This window comes from Cytophaga aurantiaca DSM 3654 (assembly GCF_000379725.1).
Taxonomy (GTDB): domain Bacteria; phylum Bacteroidota; class Bacteroidia; order Cytophagales; family Cytophagaceae; genus Cytophaga; species Cytophaga aurantiaca.
Window position 1 is genome coordinate 1 of the sequence record NZ_KB903664.1, and the last position, 18,919, is coordinate 18,919.

At 37.3% G+C, this 18,919-nt stretch carries 22 protein-coding genes; 9 read left to right on the top strand and 13 right to left on the bottom strand.

Translation table 11 applies throughout. The features are described from left to right. The 5 genes from A3EE_RS20885 to A3EE_RS0116980 all read right to left on the bottom strand — a co-directional run. A partial coding sequence (locus tag A3EE_RS20885) for an efflux RND transporter permease subunit (RefSeq protein WP_169334035.1) occupies positions 1-341 on the bottom strand: 341 nt, incomplete at its 3' end. 31 nt (positions 342-372) lie between these two features. Beyond that, positions 373-1,458, bottom strand: coding sequence for an efflux RND transporter periplasmic adaptor subunit (locus A3EE_RS0116965; protein WP_026209842.1), 1,086 nt, complete (start codon positions 1,456-1,458; stop codon positions 373-375). Positions 1,459-1,810: 352 nt separating this feature from the next. Continuing rightward, the gene (locus tag A3EE_RS0116970) at positions 1,811-2,053 is read right to left on the bottom strand and encodes a hypothetical protein (RefSeq protein ID WP_245553857.1); all 243 of its coding nucleotides are present in this window, start codon (positions 2,051-2,053) and stop codon (positions 1,811-1,813) included. 1 nt (position 2,054) lies between these two features. After that, positions 2,055-2,486 (bottom strand): META domain-containing protein, encoded by a 432-nt coding sequence (locus A3EE_RS0116975; RefSeq protein WP_018344637.1) that lies wholly within the window; start codon positions 2,484-2,486, stop codon positions 2,055-2,057. Next, positions 2,473-3,102, bottom strand: coding sequence for a hypothetical protein (locus A3EE_RS0116980; protein WP_033418240.1), 630 nt, complete (start codon positions 3,100-3,102; stop codon positions 2,473-2,475). Before A3EE_RS0116980 ends, A3EE_RS0116975 begins: the two co-directional genes overlap by 14 nt. A gap of 267 nt (positions 3,103-3,369) precedes the next feature. Between A3EE_RS0116980 and A3EE_RS0116990 the strand changes: the two genes are divergently transcribed. The 3 genes from A3EE_RS0116990 (at position 3,370) to A3EE_RS0117000 (ending at position 7,575) form a co-directional block, all read left to right on the top strand. Further along, complete coding sequence (locus A3EE_RS0116990) at positions 3,370-6,138, top strand: phosphoenolpyruvate carboxylase (protein WP_018344640.1); 2,769 nt, start codon at positions 3,370-3,372, stop codon at positions 6,136-6,138. Positions 6,139-6,453: 315 nt separating this feature from the next. After that, on the top strand, positions 6,454-6,789 hold the full coding sequence (locus A3EE_RS0116995) for a translation initiation factor (protein ID WP_018344641.1): 336 nt from the start codon (positions 6,454-6,456) through the stop codon (positions 6,787-6,789). Positions 6,790-6,897: 108 nt separating this feature from the next. Further along, positions 6,898-7,575: a hypothetical protein gene (locus A3EE_RS0117000; protein ID WP_033418242.1), complete on the top strand. Its 678-nt coding sequence runs from the start codon at positions 6,898-6,900 to the stop codon at positions 7,573-7,575. 99 nt (positions 7,576-7,674) lie between these two features. On the opposite strand, the gene A3EE_RS20890 is transcribed toward A3EE_RS0117000, so the two are convergent. From A3EE_RS20890 to A3EE_RS0117040, 8 genes are all read right to left on the bottom strand, one after another. Continuing rightward, positions 7,675-8,424 carry a PA3715 family protein gene (locus tag A3EE_RS20890; protein WP_018344643.1) on the bottom strand — a complete coding sequence of 250 codons (750 nt, stop codon included), beginning with the start codon at positions 8,422-8,424 and terminating at the stop codon, positions 7,675-7,677. A gap of 30 nt (positions 8,425-8,454) precedes the next feature. Further along, positions 8,455-8,994 (bottom strand): OB-fold protein, encoded by a 540-nt coding sequence (locus A3EE_RS0117010; protein WP_018344644.1) that lies wholly within the window; start codon positions 8,992-8,994, stop codon positions 8,455-8,457. 159 nt (positions 8,995-9,153) lie between these two features. Continuing rightward, positions 9,154-9,693, bottom strand: coding sequence for a hypothetical protein (locus A3EE_RS0117015; RefSeq protein WP_018344645.1), 540 nt, complete (start codon positions 9,691-9,693; stop codon positions 9,154-9,156). A 61-nt stretch (positions 9,694-9,754) separates the two neighbouring features. Beyond that, the gene (locus A3EE_RS0117020; RefSeq protein ID WP_018344646.1) at positions 9,755-10,123 is read right to left on the bottom strand and encodes a hypothetical protein; all 369 of its coding nucleotides are present in this window, start codon (positions 10,121-10,123) and stop codon (positions 9,755-9,757) included. Positions 10,124-10,125: 2 nt separating this feature from the next. Further along, complete coding sequence (locus A3EE_RS0117025; protein WP_018344647.1) at positions 10,126-10,566, bottom strand: hypothetical protein; 441 nt, start codon at positions 10,564-10,566, stop codon at positions 10,126-10,128. A 229-nt stretch (positions 10,567-10,795) separates the two neighbouring features. After that, on the bottom strand, positions 10,796-11,464 hold the full coding sequence (locus A3EE_RS0117030; RefSeq protein ID WP_018344648.1) for a hypothetical protein: 669 nt from the start codon (positions 11,462-11,464) through the stop codon (positions 10,796-10,798). 74 nt (positions 11,465-11,538) lie between these two features. Then, complete coding sequence (gene kdsB / locus A3EE_RS0117035; protein WP_018344649.1) at positions 11,539-12,285, bottom strand: 3-deoxy-manno-octulosonate cytidylyltransferase; 747 nt, start codon at positions 12,283-12,285, stop codon at positions 11,539-11,541. Next, positions 12,275-13,606, bottom strand: a complete 1,332-nt coding sequence (locus A3EE_RS0117040; RefSeq protein WP_018344650.1) for an NfeD family protein — start codon at positions 13,604-13,606, stop codon at positions 12,275-12,277. Before A3EE_RS0117040 ends, kdsB begins: the two co-directional genes overlap by 11 nt. Positions 13,607-13,801: 195 nt before the next feature. Between A3EE_RS0117040 and A3EE_RS0117045 the strand changes: the two genes are divergently transcribed. From A3EE_RS0117045 to ku, 6 genes are all read left to right on the top strand, one after another. Next, entirely contained in the window at positions 13,802-14,611 is an 810-nt protein-coding gene (locus A3EE_RS0117045; protein ID WP_018344651.1) for a DUF4905 domain-containing protein, read from the top strand. After that, positions 14,598-15,740: a LysM peptidoglycan-binding domain-containing protein gene (locus tag A3EE_RS0117050; protein WP_018344652.1), complete on the top strand. Its 1,143-nt coding sequence runs from the start codon at positions 14,598-14,600 to the stop codon at positions 15,738-15,740. The genes A3EE_RS0117045 and A3EE_RS0117050 overlap by 14 nt, the downstream gene beginning before the upstream one ends. 155 nt (positions 15,741-15,895) lie before the next feature. Beyond that, positions 15,896-16,678: a TIGR02757 family protein gene (locus tag A3EE_RS0117055; RefSeq protein WP_018344653.1), complete on the top strand. Its 783-nt coding sequence runs from the start codon at positions 15,896-15,898 to the stop codon at positions 16,676-16,678. 72 nt (positions 16,679-16,750) lie between these two features. Beyond that, complete coding sequence (locus A3EE_RS0117060) at positions 16,751-17,233, top strand: hypothetical protein (RefSeq protein ID WP_018344654.1); 483 nt, start codon at positions 16,751-16,753, stop codon at positions 17,231-17,233. A gap of 161 nt (positions 17,234-17,394) precedes the next feature. Further along, a complete protein-coding gene (locus tag A3EE_RS0117065) occupies positions 17,395-18,129 on the top strand; it encodes a DUF72 domain-containing protein (RefSeq protein WP_018344655.1) in 735 nt (244 codons plus the stop codon). Continuing rightward, positions 18,126-18,914 (top strand): non-homologous end joining protein Ku, encoded by a 789-nt coding sequence (gene ku / locus A3EE_RS0117070; RefSeq protein ID WP_018344656.1) that lies wholly within the window; start codon positions 18,126-18,128, stop codon positions 18,912-18,914. The genes A3EE_RS0117065 and ku overlap by 4 nt, the downstream gene beginning before the upstream one ends. Positions 18,915-18,919: the final 5 nt, after the last annotated feature.

The following is an 18,919-nucleotide window of genomic DNA, read 5'->3' on the forward strand; positions in this document are numbered from 1 at the left end:
ATCTGCTCAATACGGTTTTGTACGTTTACAAGTGCCTGATTGGGGTCAGTACCCAGGTGGAAGACGATCTGTAAGTTTGCTTCACCCGAACTTGCACCGGTTGTAAACATGTATTTCATGCCTGGTACACCATTGATAGCTTGTTCAAGCGGNATAAGTACCGAGTTTGTTAGTACGGTTGAACTGGCTCCGGGATAGGATGCATATACCACAATCATAGGTGGTGCAATATCCGGGAACTGAGATTTAGGGAGCGTTTTGATTGCCAGCAAACCCATGAACATAATTACAAGCGAAATTACAATCGCAAGGGCTGGTCTACGTATAAACTGTTGGAACATATTAGATCTTTTTAAATACCTTTAGAATGAGTTATTCAGCATAAATATTTAAGCCTTTCATCACATCTTTAGGCTGTTTGAAATCGTAGGTGATCTTATCGTTTTCACTAACAAGACGCAAACCTTCTAAAAGTATTTTATCTGTTTCCTCCAGTCCGCCTGTTACAACATATATGTTAGGCATCTCAGCACTGATCGTGATTTCTCTTGCTTTTATAACATTGTTTTTGTCCACCACATACACATAGCGAGAATTTAGAATTTCAAATGTTGCTTTCTGAGGAATGAGTAATGCATTTTTATGCGGTACTGTAACAACTACGTTCCCTGTTTCTCCATGTCTGATAAGTCTATCCGGGTTCTGGAACGTTGCTCTGAATGCAATCGTACCTGTCTGATTATTGAAGTCTGCTTCGATTGTTTCAACAATACCAATTTGATTGAACATTTCATTGTTAGCCATTTTCAAGGCAACCTTCATTGGCTGACTGGATTTAATAAGGTGTTTTTTGTAATCCAGATATTCGGCTTCCGGAACGTTGAAGTAAACCCACATCTGGCTGATATCCGAAATGCTTGAAAGCAGGTCACCTTCATTTAACAAACTTCCTTTTCGTACTTCCAGGCGATTCATTATACCATCAAAAGGTGCTCTGATCTGAGTAAAGCCCAAGTGAGCCTGAGCCAAAGATAGCTGAGCTTTCGCTTTTTCAAGCTTTGCTTTAGCCAATAGAAGTTCATTTTTTGATACCACATTGCTGTCAGCAAGGGCCTTTGTATTCAAATATTCTACTTCAGCAAAGCTTAATTCAGCTTGTGCTTTTTGATAATCTGCCTGATAAAGTAAAGGCAGGATCTGGAACATTAATGTTCCTTGTTTTACAAACTTACCTTCATCAATAAAATAATCCTGTAAATACCCTTTTTCCAGAGCTCGTAATTCAATGTGACGGATAGCACGTATTTGACATACATATTCTTTTGTCGTAATGGTATCCATTCTCAGCGGGCTGGTAACTAACAGTTTTGTTTTCTCGTGTACATGCTCGTGAGAATCACAACTTGTTTCACACAACACTGCTGCTGCCAAGCTTATGAGTATTAAAATCCTTTTCATAATTGGGTTATTTTATTCAGATGTTTATTATTATAATATTGTATTATAGGGTTCTATTTCTTCAGATTGATACTGTATCATGTATTCTGATTTTCAATATAAGAAACCAGAATAAGAAATAATATCGCTCATTATGAGATTTTTACGTTATAAACGTAAAAATTAAAATGGTCTTTTTAGATTAAAGAATTTTAATTTTTTGGATCGAAATCTCATGAATTCATTTCAATCCGACAATATATACCTGAAAACTGTGCAAAATCTAAAGTTGTGCAACGTATTTAATAATTGCAGTATAATGATTTTTTTTCGACAAAAGAATCGGAGAGGGTGTTTATTATAAAAAATGTAATTAAAGTACAATGTCCCACTTTCGAATATAAACCAGGGGTTTACGCACCAAGATTTCTTTTTTAAATGCATTTGTTCCTTCAATCGTAATGTAGGTATCTGTATGATTACAGCCCGGATCGTTGCAGGTAACTTCACGGGTATGAACATGCGCATCCCTTGGAATTTCGTCGAAGGTCAGGACCCATTCTAAAATTTTACTATTGATGATCTTGTTGTCGGGGTCGCGCGGATTGACAAACATGTTATTGCTTTTTAAAGGAGGCCAGCTTTCTCTTGCCATCATACAATGTCAATATCTGCTCTTTCAGGCTATAGATATTGGCATTTGATAGCGTTGCACGGAACTGATCTTCCAGATCCATATGAACTTTATTACAAAACTTTCTGGAAGATAAAATAGTTTCAAAATGAATGCTGTCACCATGCGTTTCGCATTCTGTCCTGAATTTGTTGCAGCCCATGAAACCCGCAGTCATGCCTTCACTTTCAATCTGAAAAGCGACCAGATCTTTAAATTTGAATGTGTCTTTTTTTGCCGGATGGAATTGTATCAATACCCATTTCCCCATAACAGGTTCACCATCCGATTCTGTGTAATAGCAGTTGAAAGATACCAGAGAACTACAGAATAAAAGAATTGCTATAATAAGGGTGAACGATTTAATAGTCGTCATCTTCAATACTTTTTTTACCTTTTTTCAGCGGAGTTGTATCAATCCATTTAAAGGATTTAAAAGAATTAATACTTTCTGTAATATCGGAATTTGCTTCAATCAATACTTTTTTGGTATACTGCTGAATATCCGTTTGTATCATGGGTATTTCCATGTTTGTTGTTTTGGTCCGCATGGTCCGGGTGCTGCCTGTTGTTTTGCCCATGTAATCCGATTCCTCTGTGAAGGTATAATAATGTACAAGGCGTTTCACCTTGCAACGCATGCCAGTTGGCGTATAATAAATAATGTAATCAAAGGTCATATAACAATCTGCATATACAGGCTTGTGTGTATTTTTGAGCATGCCATGGCTTTTCAATTTATTTCGAATGCGTATTTTCATGGATTTGCTGGCGGTATCAATCCCAATGATTTCATATCTACCCGCATACAAACTGTCCATGAATTTTTTTGTTAGTTTTAATGTGCTTTCCCAGGATTGAGGCGTAGTGAAAGGAACATCGAAATAATAACAATAATCTTTTCCCGTACTATCTAATGGAGGTGTAGTGGGTTTAGCAGCAATACTGCTAAATGCGATCAAGCTGAGTAGAAGCAAAAGGGAATGTTTCATAAATGGGTTTACTGAAATTCGGAACAGGTTCGTTGCTGTTATAAATCAAAATTACATTTAATTCCGGAAACAGTGAAGATTTCAGATACAAAAGAGGAAGAATTAGGCTAATTCCAAGAATCAAGTTAAAAATACCCATCTAAACGATTTTATTTTGAACAATTTCAATATTTTCAATTTAAATATTTTATCTTGTAAGGGAATTTAATACCCCGAGTATTACTTTTTTTGTTAAAAATTGAAGGTTGACTATTTAATCACTACCAAATGAGCGCATTGACGGTAACGCAGGACAAATTAGGTAAGACATATCACAATCTAGAGTTCCTTTTAAATTGTTTTAAGGATGTATTGATCCAGAACGGCGAAGAAGAATTGGCCCGTTACATACCATGGATCAATAAAAAAGGTAAAGTCAACCCCGACTCAATTACAGAAAAACACATTCAAGTGTATTCCATCGCATTTCAGCTATTAAATATGGCTGAAGAAAATGGTGCCGTAAAATTACGTCGCCAGCATGAAAGCGATCGCTCATTAGCCAGTGTTAACGGGCTTTGGGGCAAGAATCTGTTAATGTTGAAGCAAAAGAAAATTTCGCAGGAGCAGATTGCAGAAGAATTATGCGACATACGTATTGAGCCTGTACTTACCGCGCACCCTACAGAAGCAAAGCGTACGATCGTATTGGAACACCACAGACAATTGTATTTATTATTCCTTCGTTGGGAAGATTCAACATATACGGATTTAGAAAAATCAGAAATTACACGTGAGATCAAATTGGTACTGGATCGTTTATGGAGAACAGGAGAGATCTATCTTGAAAAACCGGATCTGAGTTCTGAACGTTCAAACGTACTTCATTATCTTACTACTGTATTCCCTGAAGTAGTATCTATTCTGGATCGCAGATTGGGTATGGCTTGGGAGCAAATGGGTTTTGATCCTGAATTGATTATTACGTATACGAAACTTCCAAAAATTTCCTTTGGTAACTGGGTAGGCGGCGACCGCGATGGTCACCCGCTTGTAACAAGTGAGGTGACCAAAGAAACACTTGAACTGTTTCGTTTGAATGCATTTATTTTAATGCACAGACATCTTGAAAAACTGGAGAAGAATTTAAGCTTTACCTGTTTGTTTAAAGAAACAATCAAGCCGCTTCAAAAAAGGATCAATGAATTATTAGAAGAAACAAATAATCAGCACTTATTAGAAAACGAATCGAACAACAGAGAGATTTTCCGTTTCTACATTGAGCTTCTGATTATGAAGCTTCCGCTGGAAGAGAATAAAGGCGATGGTTTGCGCTTAAATGAAAAACCATACAGCTACAACGAATCTCAGAAATTAATTGAAGACCTTGTTATTTTACGCGATGCCTTGCTTGCATTTGGAGCAAGAACGATTGCATATAATGACGTACGTGATATGGTGCGTTTGGTGCAGACATTCGGTTTCCATTTAGCTCATTTAGATATTCGTCAGAACAGCAAGTTTCACGACAATGCAATTGCACAGTTGATGAATGCTGCGTCGATGGATGGCGATCGTTTCTTGACATTGAATGAAGAAGAACGATTAAAATTCATTAATAAAGAATTGCTTTCACTTCGTCCGTTCTCTTATCCGAATACAAAACTCGGACCTGAAGCAGAAGCTGTAACCTCATGTTTACGTGTAGTTGCAGATCACGTAGAGAAGTACGGAACAAATGCATTGGGTTCGCTGATCGTAAGTATGACACGTTCTACTTCGGATCTGTTGCTTGTTTATTTATTGGCTAGAGAAGCTGGTCTGTTGATTAAAACAGATAAAGGTATTGTATGTAAACTTCCGGTTGTTCCATTGTTCGAAACAATTGAAGATTTACAAGGCAGTCCGCAGATCTTAAGTAAATTCTTAGAACATCCGATCACTAAAAACAGCTTAGAGTATCACCGTCTGGATAGAGTCGAAAAAGATAAAGTACAGCAGGTAATGATTGGCTACAGCGATAGTAACAAAGATGGCGGTATTCTTGCCAGCCAATCGAATCTATCGAATACACAATTGAAATTGGTTGATGTAGGTAAAAAATACGGTGCGCGTATTCGTTTCTTCCACGGTAAAGGTGGTTCTATCAGCCGTGGTGCGGGTCCTACACAGTGGTTCATCAAAACATTGCCTCATAATTCTATACAAGGGGATATGCGTTTGACCGAACAAGGTGAAACCATTTCTCAGAAGTATGCCAATAAGATCAATGCAGCGTTCAACTTAGAATTGCTTACAGCAGGTACTGCAGGATATACCATTCTACATAAGCATACACAACATAAGAAAAATCGTTTTGATAAACATTTGGATTATCTGGCTGCAAAAAGTCAGGAGTTCTATACAAATTTGATCAACGATAAAAACTTTATTACATTCTTTGGTCAGGCTACACCAATCGATGTGATTGAACAGAGTAAAATCGGCTCAAGACCAGCGCGCCGTTCGGGTAAGCGTACACTAGCTGATTTGCGTGCCATCCCTTGGGTATTTAGCTGGGCACAGTCCCGCTTTAATATCACAAGCTGGTATGGTGTTGGAAATGCGTTAGAAACGTTCTATAAGGAACAACCGGAAGAGTTTGAGTATCTGAAGAAAATGGCTTCGAGTGATACCATCATTCGCTACATCTTTACAAACGTAGATACATCGTTGGCAGCAACGGATGAAAAGATCTTCAGAAGTTATGCAACACTGGTTGAAGACGAAGAGATCCGTACAGAAATTCTGGATATGATTGTGAAGGAATACAATAAGACAAAGAAAATGCTGGCCTTGTTGTTTGACAATCCATTTGAAGTAAGAAGATCGTTCCACCACTATTCAAACGTGTTGCGTGCAGAAGCATTGAACGACTTACATTTTGATCAGATCGAATTATTAAGAAAATGGAGAAAGGTAAATACACAGCCTCAATCTGAAAAAGCAAATAAAATACTAACCGAATTGCTGCTTACAGTGAACGCAATTGCAGGTGCGTTGCGCAACACAGGTTGATACCCTTGTTCGGAATCAGACATAAAAAAAACATCCAGCCTAATAAGCGGGATGTTTTTTTTATGTATATTTTTAATGCTAAATTAAGCCAAAATCACAAATCAATGGTGTGATGTATGTGTTGGGTGATGGTGGTACTTAATTGCAGAGTTAGAATACGTAGGACATGTATGCTGCGGTGCGCAGGAAGCAATAAGACTAATAGCAACCGCCGCTAAAAAAACTATAGTATATTTCATGTGTTCAAAGTAGTTTAGTAAGTATTGTGCTAAAATATTAAAAAAATAAGTTACAACAAATTACAACAGCGATTAAATGGCAAAAAAAGAACATAAAGGCCGGACAGGGGTGGTTTATTCGACGAGCGAGGAATTCAATTACTCGTATGATGGGGAGGCCGAATCGGAGACCTTACCTGCTGATAAACAGAAATTAAAGGTTCTGCTGGATAGTAAGGGCCGGGCCGGAAAAACGGTAACTGCCGTGACGGGTTTTGTTGGTACAACGGCTGATCTGGAAGATTTGGGTAAAAAACTTAAAAATAAACTTGGTGTAGGCGGATCCGTAAAAGAAGGAGAAGTGCTGATACAAGGGGATTTTAGAGTTCGTCTTGTATCTTTGCTAAATGAATTGGGGTATAAGGTAAAATAACAAGTTATCCCCAAAACAATCTTTTTATCATACCATTACAGAATTAATACAACTTTCAGAAGTAATTTTCAGTAATTAGTTATTAGAAGTTCATTATACTTATTTATCATGAAAAAAATTGTACGTAAGACATACCCCCTGGAATTTAGTGTTGGCCTCTTGCTATTAATTTTTGTTACGTCGTGTTTTATGGCGCAGCAAATTTTTGTAGTGTCTATTCATGATATTAAGGACAATCACACCGATTTACTGGGAGTGATGCTGGTAAGTCTGGCGGTTATTATTATGGTACTGATCATTTGGGAAGAGATCTTGTTCCCGATCCGGGTGAAGGAAGTAAAAGGAGGAATCCTCTTCAGTAACCGTAAAAAGAAGTTGAAGGTGCAGGTATTGATGTATCTATGTATTCCATTGATCTTTGCTTATGTATATTTTAGCTTCGAAGTGAAATTGCTGCGTTTTATATTATGGGCTGCGGTATGTATGGGAGCTCCGGTATTGGAAAAACTGATCTCAGGAATCACAAATTTCAATGACTTCTTATTGCTGACAGATGATTTTATTGAATATAAAAACAATGAAAAGGAAGGACGTTTTAGCGTAGCAGAGGTGCAGCAGATCATCATTATTACAGAAGAAAGAATTGTAAGCAAAAAAATGCAGTTGGATTTTAAAGACGGCAATTCAGTAGTAATTGATCTGGATGAAATGGAATTGGATGTATTCTACGAAACGATCGATAAGTTTACGGAAAAACATTACGGAAGTTTGTTGAAGCAAGCATAAGCCGCTTCAAATAAAGCAACGATTAAAACACAAATTCCAAACAGCCTGAATATTATTCGCTGTTTGGAATTTGTGTTTTAAGAGCATTTGAATATTCACTTACAATGTTCCTTTATATTTTACTCCGTCGTATTTTAAAATTTCGGTTTCAGACGAATGTGTTTCTTTCTGAATACAATCATTATTTTGAGGTACAGCTACGCTATTCGTGATTTTATCTTTCACTACTATATTGGCAAAGCTTTTTGTTTTGTCTTTTGAAATGATCAGAACTTTTTTGTGCGTCCAAAAGCTGGAGGCACAGATGCCATCCATTTCGCCGTTTTCAAGCAATAAGGTATACTTATTAAGTACTTGTATGATTTTTTCTCCCTGTTGTATGAATAAAGAGATCACTTCTTCATAATATGGATTTGCTCGCGAGGAACCTTCATAACGTACTCGTATTCCAAAAGCTCTGGTTGAAGTATTTAACATATAAGGTGCTGTATCAATAGTAATGGATCGAAGTTTATTCGCATCTGAAATCCAATTATTAGTTGACGCACTTTCAAAATACATGGATATTATTTTTCCTGAACTCGTTTCAACAACTAAGATATAGCTGTCAAATGAAAAGTAATCTTCATAATGTTCAACAATCTTAGGAATTACAACAATAGATTTTGAAGAATCCGTTGGCAATCTTTTTTCTGATGCAAGCTCTAAATAACAATCTTCAATTTTTAGATTGAGATTCGCGCATACTTTTTCTATCAGTTCGGAAGATTGTCCGAAAGAAGAATCAGGAACGAAACTGCATAATAAAAACAGAACAACGAATCTTAGATCTATTCTTGTAATTTTCATGATTGCTTGACTTGGAATTTCAGGCTATCGCTATTTCTTTTCAATCACACATCCTTGTAAAGAAAGGGTGTATAGCAACGTTTTTTTCGAACTGTCGGGAAGTACCTGAGAAAGGGTCGAAATGTGTTCCAGTTTTCCTTTCACTGTAACTTTTGATTTTTCCTTTATACCAACAAGTTCTTTTCTATATTCTTTCGCAAATGTAGCTTGTACATTATAGGTAGGATTTGTTTTGCCCAGTTCTTCAAAGAATATGTTACTTGACTGAATGTCGTTAATTATGCGATGTGCCAACCATTTAATAGGTCCGGGGAGGGAATCATTTACATGACCAGTCAAGGTGTCGATCTGTTCAAAAACGGCCACTTTACCTTTTACGGAAAGTACTTTTCCAACGTATTTTTCTGCCGCAGCAGTACTGTCTTTTACAAAACTCTTAACCAGATCATCTACATCGACCTCGATCACTTCGGTGCTGGCCATCACTTCTTTTTGAATTTCAGATTGTTCTTTTATGTTACAAGAATAAAAAAAACAGATAATTGCTGTTAATAAGTAGATTTTTTTCATAGAGGGTAATAATTGTTTTTTGTTTTAAAAGTGAAGTTTAAATAATACAACGTTCATGCCAGATTCTCACGATTAAAGTTGAGGGTAATAAGAGTCCAAATTGTTCATAGGTAAATGAAACTGAAGAGAAAGATTAACATGCTCTTGTAGAGCCGAATCTTACTTAAGGTTAAAATAATGCCACACGATAGGCTCCTCGTTTGTAAATGAAACACATTGACTGGTAGTAATAGTAACGTATTTCTTTGTTAAATTTTCAAAGATGGGAAGCGTATTATTGGAATTATGAAATTTTAATGTTTTATTTTTTTTGATATAATCTGCATGCGCATAGTAATCATTTTTGGCGATTGTTTCATATTGTACTATTTGATTGCCAAAGATTACATATTGTTCGTTTGGCATAAAATTCTGAGAGCAGTTTCCAACTGTTTGCTGATTGATAAAAATGGTGTCGGATTTTAGTTCCCCTTTTATTAGAGAGTCTACTTTAAAAAGAATCATTGTACCCATGTATTTGGGATTATCTGAAATAAATGTATCATTTATGTTTTTAATTGGATGCCCAAACACAACCAGATCCGAATTTTCAGTTAAGTCTTTAAGAATTGCTTCATTGGGCCAAAAGAAACCGCACGAACATGCAAACGATGTTTGGAAAGACATAAACAGGACTAATAATAAATAAATTTTTTTCATCAATCAACAAGGTTTAATAAAAATACAAAAGGTCATTTGAAATTGTTTTTTGATATACAGGTTATTTTTTTTCAATAAGCATAGAGTCTATACCATAAGGTTCGCAAGTGCCATATGAAATCATATTGCCGGAAATGATAAATGTTTTTGATGTATCTGTAATTTCTTTTTTATCAAAGTCTGTTTGGACTCTATCAAATTCATCTGGGTATATCTGATATCCATGTCCGCTGGTTAGTGATTGAAGAAAAATCATACATGTAGAATCATTTTCGCAGACAATTTTATCAACGAAAACGCGATCCGTGAATCTTTCATATCCACAACCGCCGCATCCTTCGCAAGTGCTTCTATAATTATAATAAAATGCCCAGCAAACGATTGAAATAATGAGGAATGCTAGAACTATGATCCATTTTTTTGTGCTCATCGTTATTTCTTTTCTACAGTAATCGTTCCGCCATCGGCCATGATTTTATGACGGTACAAATATTTTTTGTCGGCATAGATAACTACGCCTTCATTTTCGTAGGTTGTATCGTAATGAAACGTTGTTATGTCTACGAAGTCTTTTAATTCGGTTATATCTGTTGGTCCGTCTTCCGATGGAGTCCAGCACGTATCGCAATAGACCTCTTTTAGCCAAACATCATGCTTTGTATGATTATCAATGTCTTCATTATTTACAGACTTCAAATACAGATTGCCTTCCGCATCGCGATACAAGTTATCTTTTATCAACGAGTATTTAGAATTTAATTTATCTGAAATTACCTGATGCAGATGATCAATTCCTAAAACCTGTTTGTTTTCTTTATTTTCAGAACAAGCAAGGAGTGTAGAAAGGGCTATAAAAATGATGGATTTATTCATTGTGTATTTTTTTCTATATATACATTCTTTATTAAAATTCAGGTACAATATCGCCACCTCTATCCTTAGAGTTTGCGCAGCGCTCTAAGGATCTTCAAATGAAAGAGAGTCTCCGACTCGTTTTAAGATTGCGAGCAAATAGTTATATCGAGTCAGAGACTCTAAACCATTTACTCATCCGTAGAGCGCTGCGCTAACTCTACGGATAGGCTAGTTTTGTGCGCTCTTATTAAAACTCAGGTACAATATCACCGAACATCATCTTACATCTTATTCGGGTAAAACTTCCGTTGTTTGATACATACATTTTATATACATCCCCTTGAATCAATACAAAATCAGAATGAAAATCTCCATTGAAATCACCTTCTAAAACAACTCTGGGTATAGAACCTGTTATTGTTATAATGGGTTGATTTCTGGTTTTGAGATCAATCCTTGTTAAACCATCCGATACGGTGCCTGTGCTGGATAGATCAATGTAATCCGCGCCTTTCCATTTATGTATGTAGGATTCTAAAACAAATACTTTACCGGGATATAAATAATTGTTGTTGCATTCAAAAAGATAATCTCTGTTTTCATATACGTAAAAATGGTTCGGCAATGGAAAGTTTGCTCCAATTAAAAAAGCTCCCTTGATATCCGACGTATCTATTCTATATCCGGCACGGGTAAATTCTGTTTTAGGGACTTTGATCCACTTGATTTTTATTTCCTGGTAAGAATTATTTTTTACCATATCGCATTTAGATAAAGCGTATATTTTAAAATCTGTTGAAAGCACAAATGTCCATTCAAACACTCCATCCCGTTCAATAAAAAACACGGTGCTGTCATTCTGAGCGTAGGATAGGCTAGAACATAAAAATAATACAGTAGCAAAAAATACTTTCATAAAAGAATTTATTTTCAATATTTATTTCTTGCGCTCTCTATTGCTAACTCTACGGATAGTCTAGCAACTAGTACCTAGCGGCTCGTTACCCGTTCCAAATCCTCAGGCGTATCAATCCCCACGGTCTCTATCGTAGTTACAGCTGTTTTGATTTTATACCCGCTCTCTAACCATCTCAACTGCTCAAGCGATTCGGCAAGCTCCAGTGCAGACGGTTTTAATTGGGTGATCTGTGCTAAAATATCCGGACGATATGCATACATACCAATGTGTTTGAAAAATGTATGATTTACTAACCAGTCTTTTTTATCGGGATATTGACGCAGATACGGAATCGTTTGTCTGCTGAAATAAATTGCTTCGCCCGCAGCATTCACCAGTACTTTCGGGGTATTCGGATTGAATAAGGTTTCTTCGTCTTCGATCTTTTTGATCAATGTGGCAAGTTCAACATCGGGTGTTAAAATAGCAGCCAGCGTACGAATCTGTTCCGGCTGAATGAAGGGTTCGTCGCCCTGTACGTTGATGACGAAATCAAATTTCTTATTTAATTTCTGATAGGCCTCGTAACAACGGTCGGTACCGCTTGGGTGTTCGGGTTTTGTACGCACAACCTTGCCGCCAAAACGAATTACTTCCGTTTCAATACGATCGTCGTCTGTCGCAACAATTACCTCATCAATTTCGGGCGTGCTTTTAACCTGATCGTATACACATTGGATCATGGTTTTGCCGTTGATCTGTACCAAAGGTTTTCCCGGGAAACGGGTAGACGCGTAACGTGCAGGAATGATCGCTGCAATAGATATTTTATTCGCCATGAATTTCTTTTACTTTTAATGAACTGCCAACCTGTTCAATGACTTCAATGTTTTTCTTTTCTTCAATAAATTCACCGCGTGAATAGGCATCGTATATTGTTCCATCGATCATCACTTTACCGCTAGGACGCAACACAGAATAGCTGGTGCCTTGTTTCCCGATCAATGATTCGGTGTTGAAATTTGACGTATACCCATCACTTGCTGCAAAGGTTTCCTGCACGCTGATCTTATTGAAAAAAGCACTTTTCATAAACTGATTGCCTGCTACAAACACCAGTACGATACCGCCAGTGAAGGAGAGTAGTACAGTAGCTGAAGTGATGTAGACATCGCCTTCGGGCACAAAGGTAAAATCAAAAACAATGTTATTGAGTGCTGCCAGTATTAAGGAAGCGACGATCAATGTCAAGCCCGTTAATCCTGCAATACCAAAGCCTGGTATAACGGTTATCTCCAGTATTAGTAAAACTGCACCGATAAAAAAGATCAGGATCTCCCAGTTCTCTGCCAGGCCGTTTAAATAAGATGGTACAAAGTACAACACAATACCAACAATGGCAGCGGCCAATGGAAATCCTACACCGGGAGTCTGCAGTTCAAAATAAACACCACCGATAATTAGCAATAACAACAGTCCGCGTAATGCCGGATTCATAAAGAAATTGATAATCTCGTCTGTTGTATCCAATTCAAATGTAACAATAGAAGCTTTATCTAAATGCAGGCGTTTATACAATTCATCCAGCGAATGGACTTCCGCTTCACAGTACTTATTGGCGATGGCTTCAGAAGTTGTAAAAGCAGTAACCTTACCGACGGTTATGCTGTCGGTGCCAATAACGGTGCCAACCATGCTTTCAGCAATAGCAGGGTTACGGTGATTGGTCTCTGCTGTGGTACGCATCATGGCACGCATATACGATTGATATTTGTCGGGGGCAGGTTTGCCTTCGCCATCTACTACCGTTGCTGAACCAATGTTCGAACCGCGGTCCATGTAAATGGAATCGCAGGCAATGGAGATCAAGGCACCTGCCGAAGCCGCATTTTTATTGATGAAAACATAGACAGGTTTCGGGTATTCCAGTATAGCAGTGCGAATGAGGTCGGCGTCTGTTAAGGCACCGCCGTAGGTATCCATATCGAGAATGATGTAATCGGCACTGTCTATAGTGGCGGCTTCCAATCCGAGTTCAACAAAATGCGACATCTGCGGAGCGATCTCTTCACGAACTTTTATGACGTATACTTTTTGTGCCGCAGCCTGGATAACCGTAAACAAAAAGAATGTAAAAATAATGATGCTATTTTTTTTCATAATATGGATGTATGGGTTTGAAAATTAGAGGTGTGATTGTTTAGTTGGCAAGTGGTCTGACGGACAAAAAAGCCGTCGGACCACTTGTTCTTAGAACATTCGTCCGACCACTTTTTGTGGTCAGACGAATCGTATTTAATACTTCACACTTAAAACTTTTCCCTACCTTTGACCTAAAATTAACAAATAATACCTATGTCTGTATATACCCCTTCTTTTTCTAAATTATTTACCGGCACAATCTGGAAAATACTTGCTGACGACGACAAAGGGATCCTATTTGTAGAGAGCCGCGATGGGGATAAACGAAAAGCTGTTTTTACTGCAATCGATATAAAATCGAAAAAAGTATTGTGGTTGGATCAGGCTATTCTGGATCCCTGGTGGAGCAGCTTAAAAGTAGCCGAAGGCGGAAATGTACTGATCGTAAAATTCAACGATCCTGAAATGCCCGAGCAACGTGGCTTTGCTGTAGTAGATGGGATTTCGGGTACGATCAAATGGGGAAAGGAAGATGCACAGGTCATGCATACCGAAGCAGATGGAGTAATTGTTTCAGAGGTTTCGGGTGAAGATAGTACATACAGTAAGTTGGATTGGAATACTGGCGCCTTGTTGAAAGAGGTTTCCATGAAAGAACTTTTTTCAAATTTCAATAAGAAAGCCAAACAGACAGCGTTAGTAGATTATCCGTTTCATTTTGAAGAAGAAAATTCCTTTTTTGTTAAAATTCAGGAATATATTGAAATAATAGCTAAGCAGAAGGCTGTTCGCATGATAGAATATTTGGAGAAAGGCGATAAGGTGCTGATTTCTTATTATATTTACGAAGAGGAGAAGCTGACTAATTACATGTTGGTTGCAGATGAAAAAGGGGCCTTGTTATTGCATGAAAAATTGCGTGGAGGGTTAACAGGTATTGGAATGGATACCTTCTTTGTTGTGAAAGAACAATTAATTATAGTTAAAAATAATAATGAATTGCAGGCGTATGTTATTAAATAGAAATGTATTAAACCGAATTTTTTTAGTTGTATGTATTTCGCTTTCTGTAAGCACATTTTCTGAAGCAGGAATTTGTGATTCGATTGGTGTTGAACGGAAAGATGGTAAACTATTTATCCTGCATCGCATTACAGCAGGTGAGACCTTATATTCGATTTCAAAAAAATACAATGTATCGGTAGACGAACTTAAGAAAACGAATCCCGAAGCAGCACAAGGTTTAAAGCTTGGACAAATTTTAAAAGTACCTGCACCATTACCTGCTTCACCGGCTGCTGCAACAGCAAGTGCGGCTGATGGAAAGACGCATACGGTTGCGGCAGGGGAGACCTTATACAGCATTGCAACAAAATACGGTATTTCAGTAGATGCATTGAAAAAAGCAAATCCAGGCTTGAGTTCTTCGATCAGTGTGGGGCAACAATTGAACTTACCTGGAAAAGCGGGAAGTCAAACTGCAGCACCTGCAACGAAGCCAGCAACAACAACAACTCCGGCTGCCGGTACAGAAATCATAGAGCATAAAGTAGCATCAGGCGAGACCTTATATTCGATTGCTAAAAAATACAATGTAAGTGTTGAAGATATTAAAAAAGCAAACCCGGGAATTGGTTCTTTGAAAGTTGGACAAGTTGTTAAAGTTGCCGGTGTAGCAGTTGCAGTACCTGCAACGACTACGACAACTACTACTACAAAACCAACGACGCCTGCAACAACACCTACAACAGCAACGACTACAAAACCTGTAGCAACAACTACGAATCCGGAAGCAGATACGGTTCAGTTGCAGCAGGATAAAGTACGTTTGGAAACAATGACGCAAACACCTCCAACGAAGAGCGTGCCTGCGTCTGATTTTAAAAAGATCACAGAGAGCGGATATGCAGATGTTATGTTAGATAATCAGGATACACCTAAATATCTGGCTTACCATAAGACAGCTCCGGTTGGTACAATTATTCAATTGCTGAATGAGTCAAATGGAGTTAAAATATATGTAAGAGTTGTTGGTAAACTTGTTGATACAGGTATCGATGGAAAAACAATTATCCGTGTTTCTAAAAAAGCATACGATCGTTTAGGAGGCACAGGAACTCGTTTCTCTGCAACGCTGATGTACATTCCGTAATTCATCCAGGCAATCAACATAATAATCGAAATCCAAATTTCAATCGGTGGTCCGAATGGAATTTGGATTTTTTTATAACTCAATATTAATTAGTGCACATTGGTCAGACCACTTTTTTGTGGTCCGACCAATCGGTGGTAAACGCATTTCTATCAATGAATAAATATTCTCGTGACGTTCTGTATAGCCTGCTTGAATCAAAATATAAGGCGTACAATACAAAAGACTTTATAGCATTTGATCCGGTTTGTATTCCCCATCGGTTCTCAAAAAAAGAAGACATTGAAATCATGGGGTTCATCGCTTCTATATTGGCGTGGGGGCAGCGTAAAACGATTATCAATAAATGCTCCGAGCTGATCGAACGTATGGATGGTGCACCGCATCAATTCATTTTACACCATCAAGATACAGACTTGAAACAGCTGGAAGGTTTTGTACATCGCACGTTTAACGATACCGACTTGTTGTATTTCATTTTTATATTGAAAGAAATGTACACAGAATTTTCTTCCATGGAAGATGTGTTTATGCAAGGCATGAACAAAAAATCTGAAAACGTGGAGGGTGGATTGATTGCGTTTCGTAATTATTTTTTCTCGTTTGAACATCCAACTCGTACACTCAAACACATCTCTTCTCCCGAAAAAAAATCTGCCTGCAAACGCTTGAATATGTTTCTACGCTGGATGGTACGCCAAGATAAAAAAGGAGTGGATTTTGGAATCTGGACGAAGATACAACCTGCACAATTGATTTGTCCGTGTGATGTACATGTCGATCGTATTGCACGTCAATTGGGGCTTATAACCCGTACACAAACAGATTGGAAAACGGCAGTTGAATTGACCAACAATCTAAAAAAACTGGATCCAAAAGATCCGGTGAAATATGATTTCGCGTTGTTTGGGATGGGTGTTATAGAAGGAATGATCTGAAGCAAATTCCAAAATTCAAATAACAAATTCCAAACGGAGAAAAATATAATTAAAAAATAAAGAAATATAACTATGGGTTTTAACATTGCTGGCATTGCCATTAACAAAAATTATGAAGGACAACTCGACGTTCTTAAACAAAAATTTAATTGGAAGCTTAAACAGGAAGGTACTGTTTCATTTGAAACCGCTTCAGGAAACTGGAAGGAAGACGGCATCTGTGATATTTATTTTTTACCAAATGCTACACTCATATTTTTGCCCATGGAAATGTGTACAGATCCATATATTATTGAAGGTAGCAATGTGTTAACCTTTGTCATATCTGAGATGTCAATGGCTTTTAATATTATTTATACCGAGAATAATAAAGTTGTTCGTAATATACTGGAAGTTGAGGGTAATACGCTCTCTAATGAAGGAACACCTCTTGCTGTAGAAAAAGAAGCTGAGGATACCTCTGAGATTTTATGGAAGCAGTTGGAAGTTGTATTAGGAAAAACATATTGGGATATAGATCTTGAAGAGAAAGTGTCGAGATTTACATTTGTTTAATGAGGCATCTATTTTCTTAATTAAAAACCTTTGTTGCTGAAAACAAAGGTTTTTTTGTTTTAATATTTTTTTGTCTAATAGTTATATAACATTCTAACCAAATCATGTAACAGATCAAAAGCAGTTCTATCGTAATATTCTATTGTTAATGAAGGAATATTATGAAAGTTCATGTAGGCTGTTCGGGTTACAATTACAAAGAATGGAAAGGATTGTTTTATCCGGAAAATTTGCCGCAAAGCAAGTGGCTGCAATACTATGCGCAGTACTATAATACCGTAGAGATCAATGCCAGTTTTTATCGTTTTCCGACAGATAAGTCGTTGAAAGGCTGGTACGATAAAACACCCGAGAATTTTCGTTTTTCTCTTAAGGCAAACAATCAGATCACACATTATAAAAAATTTAAGGACACGCAGACATTGATTAAAGAATTTTATGATGTTGCAGCATCGGGTTTAAAAGACAAACTCGATTGCATACTTTTTCAATTACCACCTAGCGTAAAATATTCATACGAAACGCTTGAACGGATTCTGGATCAGCTTAATCCAGCCTTTAAAAATGTATTGGAGTTTCGCAGTGCAGACTGGTGGAATCCGGTTGTGTATAATGCGTTGAAATCACATAAGGTTATTTTTTGTACATCGAGCTATCCCGACTTACCGGATGACTTTATAACCACCGCGGACACAGCTTACATTCGTTTACATGGCAAAACAGAATTATATAAATCGAATTATTCGAACAGCGAACTACATGATTTAAGCGAATTCATTACAAATTCAAATGTTAAAAATGCATTTATATATTTTGATAATACATGGGGTGGTAATGCCATTGCGAATGCCATCACCATGAAAGAAATGATGTACCTAAAAGACTACAAATTATGAAAACAATCTGGACAGGGGCCATTGGATTTGGCCTCGTAAACATACCTGTAAAATTATTCAGTGCAACACATGAAAGTAGACTGGATCTGGACATGCTTGATAAGAAAGATCATTCCAATATTAAATTTCATCGGGTGAATGAAAAGACGGGTAAAGAAGTAACCTGGGGAAATATTGTAAAAGGATATAAGATCGATGATGCATATGTGATCCTGGAAGAAAAAGATTTCGAAAAAGCGAATGCGAAAAAAACGAAAACCATAGAAATTCTTCAGTTTGTTCAGGAAGATGAAATAGATTCAACGTATTTTGAAACGCCTTATTATATTCAGCCGGACAAATCCGGTGCACGTGCCTATGCCTTACTACGTGAGGCATTGCGCAAGTCTAAAAAAGTAGCGGTCGCCAATTATGTATTGCGCAACAAAGAAGCCTTAGCTATTCTCAAACCAATAGGAAACGTAATTGTATTGAATAAGATCCGTTTTCAGGAAGAAATTTTAGATGCGGATGATTTAGATCTTCCGGCTAAAAGTGCTATCAAAGAAGGGGAAATGAAAATGGCCTTGTCACTTATTGATCAGCTAACAGAAGAATTTGATATTTCGAAATACAAAGATACCTATACCGCTGAATTGTTGAAGGTAATTAAAGCAAAAGCGAAAGGCACAGTTATCAAAACCAAATCTGTTGCAGCAAAACCAACGGCAACAAAAGATCTGATGGCACAGCTGAAAGCAAGCTTACATTCGGCTCCAACAAAGAGAGCTGCAGCAGCAAGATAATTTTA

What these genes read in the sequence shown, in the direction of transcription:
- A3EE_RS0117060 (WP_018344654.1), top strand. Translation starts at nt 16,751, where the DNA reads ATGGGTTTTAACATTGCTGGCATTGCCATTAACAAAAATTATGAAGGA.
- A3EE_RS0117020 (WP_018344646.1), bottom strand. Translation starts at nt 10,123, where the DNA reads ATGAGCACAAAAAAATGGATCATAGTTCTAGCATTCCTCATTATTTCA.
- A3EE_RS0117055 (WP_018344653.1), top strand. Translation starts at nt 15,896, where the DNA reads ATGAATAAATATTCTCGTGACGTTCTGTATAGCCTGCTTGAATCAAAA.
- A3EE_RS0116990 (WP_018344640.1), top strand. Translation starts at nt 3,370, where the DNA reads ATGAGCGCATTGACGGTAACGCAGGACAAATTAGGTAAGACATATCAC.
- kdsB (WP_018344649.1), bottom strand. Translation starts at nt 12,285, where the DNA reads ATGGCGAATAAAATATCTATTGCAGCGATCATTCCTGCACGTTACGCG.
- A3EE_RS0116975 (WP_018344637.1), bottom strand. Translation starts at nt 2,486, where the DNA reads ATGACGACTATTAAATCGTTCACCCTTATTATAGCAATTCTTTTATTC.
- A3EE_RS20890 (WP_018344643.1), bottom strand. Translation starts at nt 8,424, where the DNA reads ATGAAAATTACAAGAATAGATCTAAGATTCGTTGTTCTGTTTTTATTA.
- A3EE_RS0117010 (WP_018344644.1), bottom strand. Translation starts at nt 8,994, where the DNA reads ATGAAAAAAATCTACTTATTAACAGCAATTATCTGTTTTTTTTATTCT.
- A3EE_RS0116970 (WP_245553857.1), bottom strand. Translation starts at nt 2,053, where the DNA reads ATGTTTGTCAATCCGCGCGACCCCGACAACAAGATCATCAATAGTAAA.
- A3EE_RS0117030 (WP_018344648.1), bottom strand. Translation starts at nt 11,464, where the DNA reads ATGAAAGTATTTTTTGCTACTGTATTATTTTTATGTTCTAGCCTATCC.
- A3EE_RS0117025 (WP_018344647.1), bottom strand. Translation starts at nt 10,566, where the DNA reads ATGAATAAATCCATCATTTTTATAGCCCTTTCTACACTCCTTGCTTGT.
- A3EE_RS0117050 (WP_018344652.1), top strand. Translation starts at nt 14,598, where the DNA reads ATGTTATTAAATAGAAATGTATTAAACCGAATTTTTTTAGTTGTATGT.
- ku (WP_018344656.1), top strand. Translation starts at nt 18,126, where the DNA reads ATGAAAACAATCTGGACAGGGGCCATTGGATTTGGCCTCGTAAACATA.
- A3EE_RS0117040 (WP_018344650.1), bottom strand. Translation starts at nt 13,606, where the DNA reads ATGAAAAAAAATAGCATCATTATTTTTACATTCTTTTTGTTTACGGTT.
- A3EE_RS0117000 (WP_033418242.1), top strand. Translation starts at nt 6,898, where the DNA reads ATGAAAAAAATTGTACGTAAGACATACCCCCTGGAATTTAGTGTTGGC.
- A3EE_RS0117065 (WP_018344655.1), top strand. Translation starts at nt 17,395, where the DNA reads ATGAAAGTTCATGTAGGCTGTTCGGGTTACAATTACAAAGAATGGAAA.
- A3EE_RS0116965 (WP_026209842.1), bottom strand. Translation starts at nt 1,458, where the DNA reads ATGAAAAGGATTTTAATACTCATAAGCTTGGCAGCAGCAGTGTTGTGT.
- A3EE_RS0117015 (WP_018344645.1), bottom strand. Translation starts at nt 9,693, where the DNA reads ATGAAAAAAATTTATTTATTATTAGTCCTGTTTATGTCTTTCCAAACA.
- A3EE_RS0116980 (WP_033418240.1), bottom strand. Translation starts at nt 3,102, where the DNA reads ATGAAACATTCCCTTTTGCTTCTACTCAGCTTGATCGCATTTAGCAGT.
- A3EE_RS0117045 (WP_018344651.1), top strand. Translation starts at nt 13,802, where the DNA reads ATGTCTGTATATACCCCTTCTTTTTCTAAATTATTTACCGGCACAATC.
- A3EE_RS0116995 (WP_018344641.1), top strand. Translation starts at nt 6,454, where the DNA reads ATGGCAAAAAAAGAACATAAAGGCCGGACAGGGGTGGTTTATTCGACG.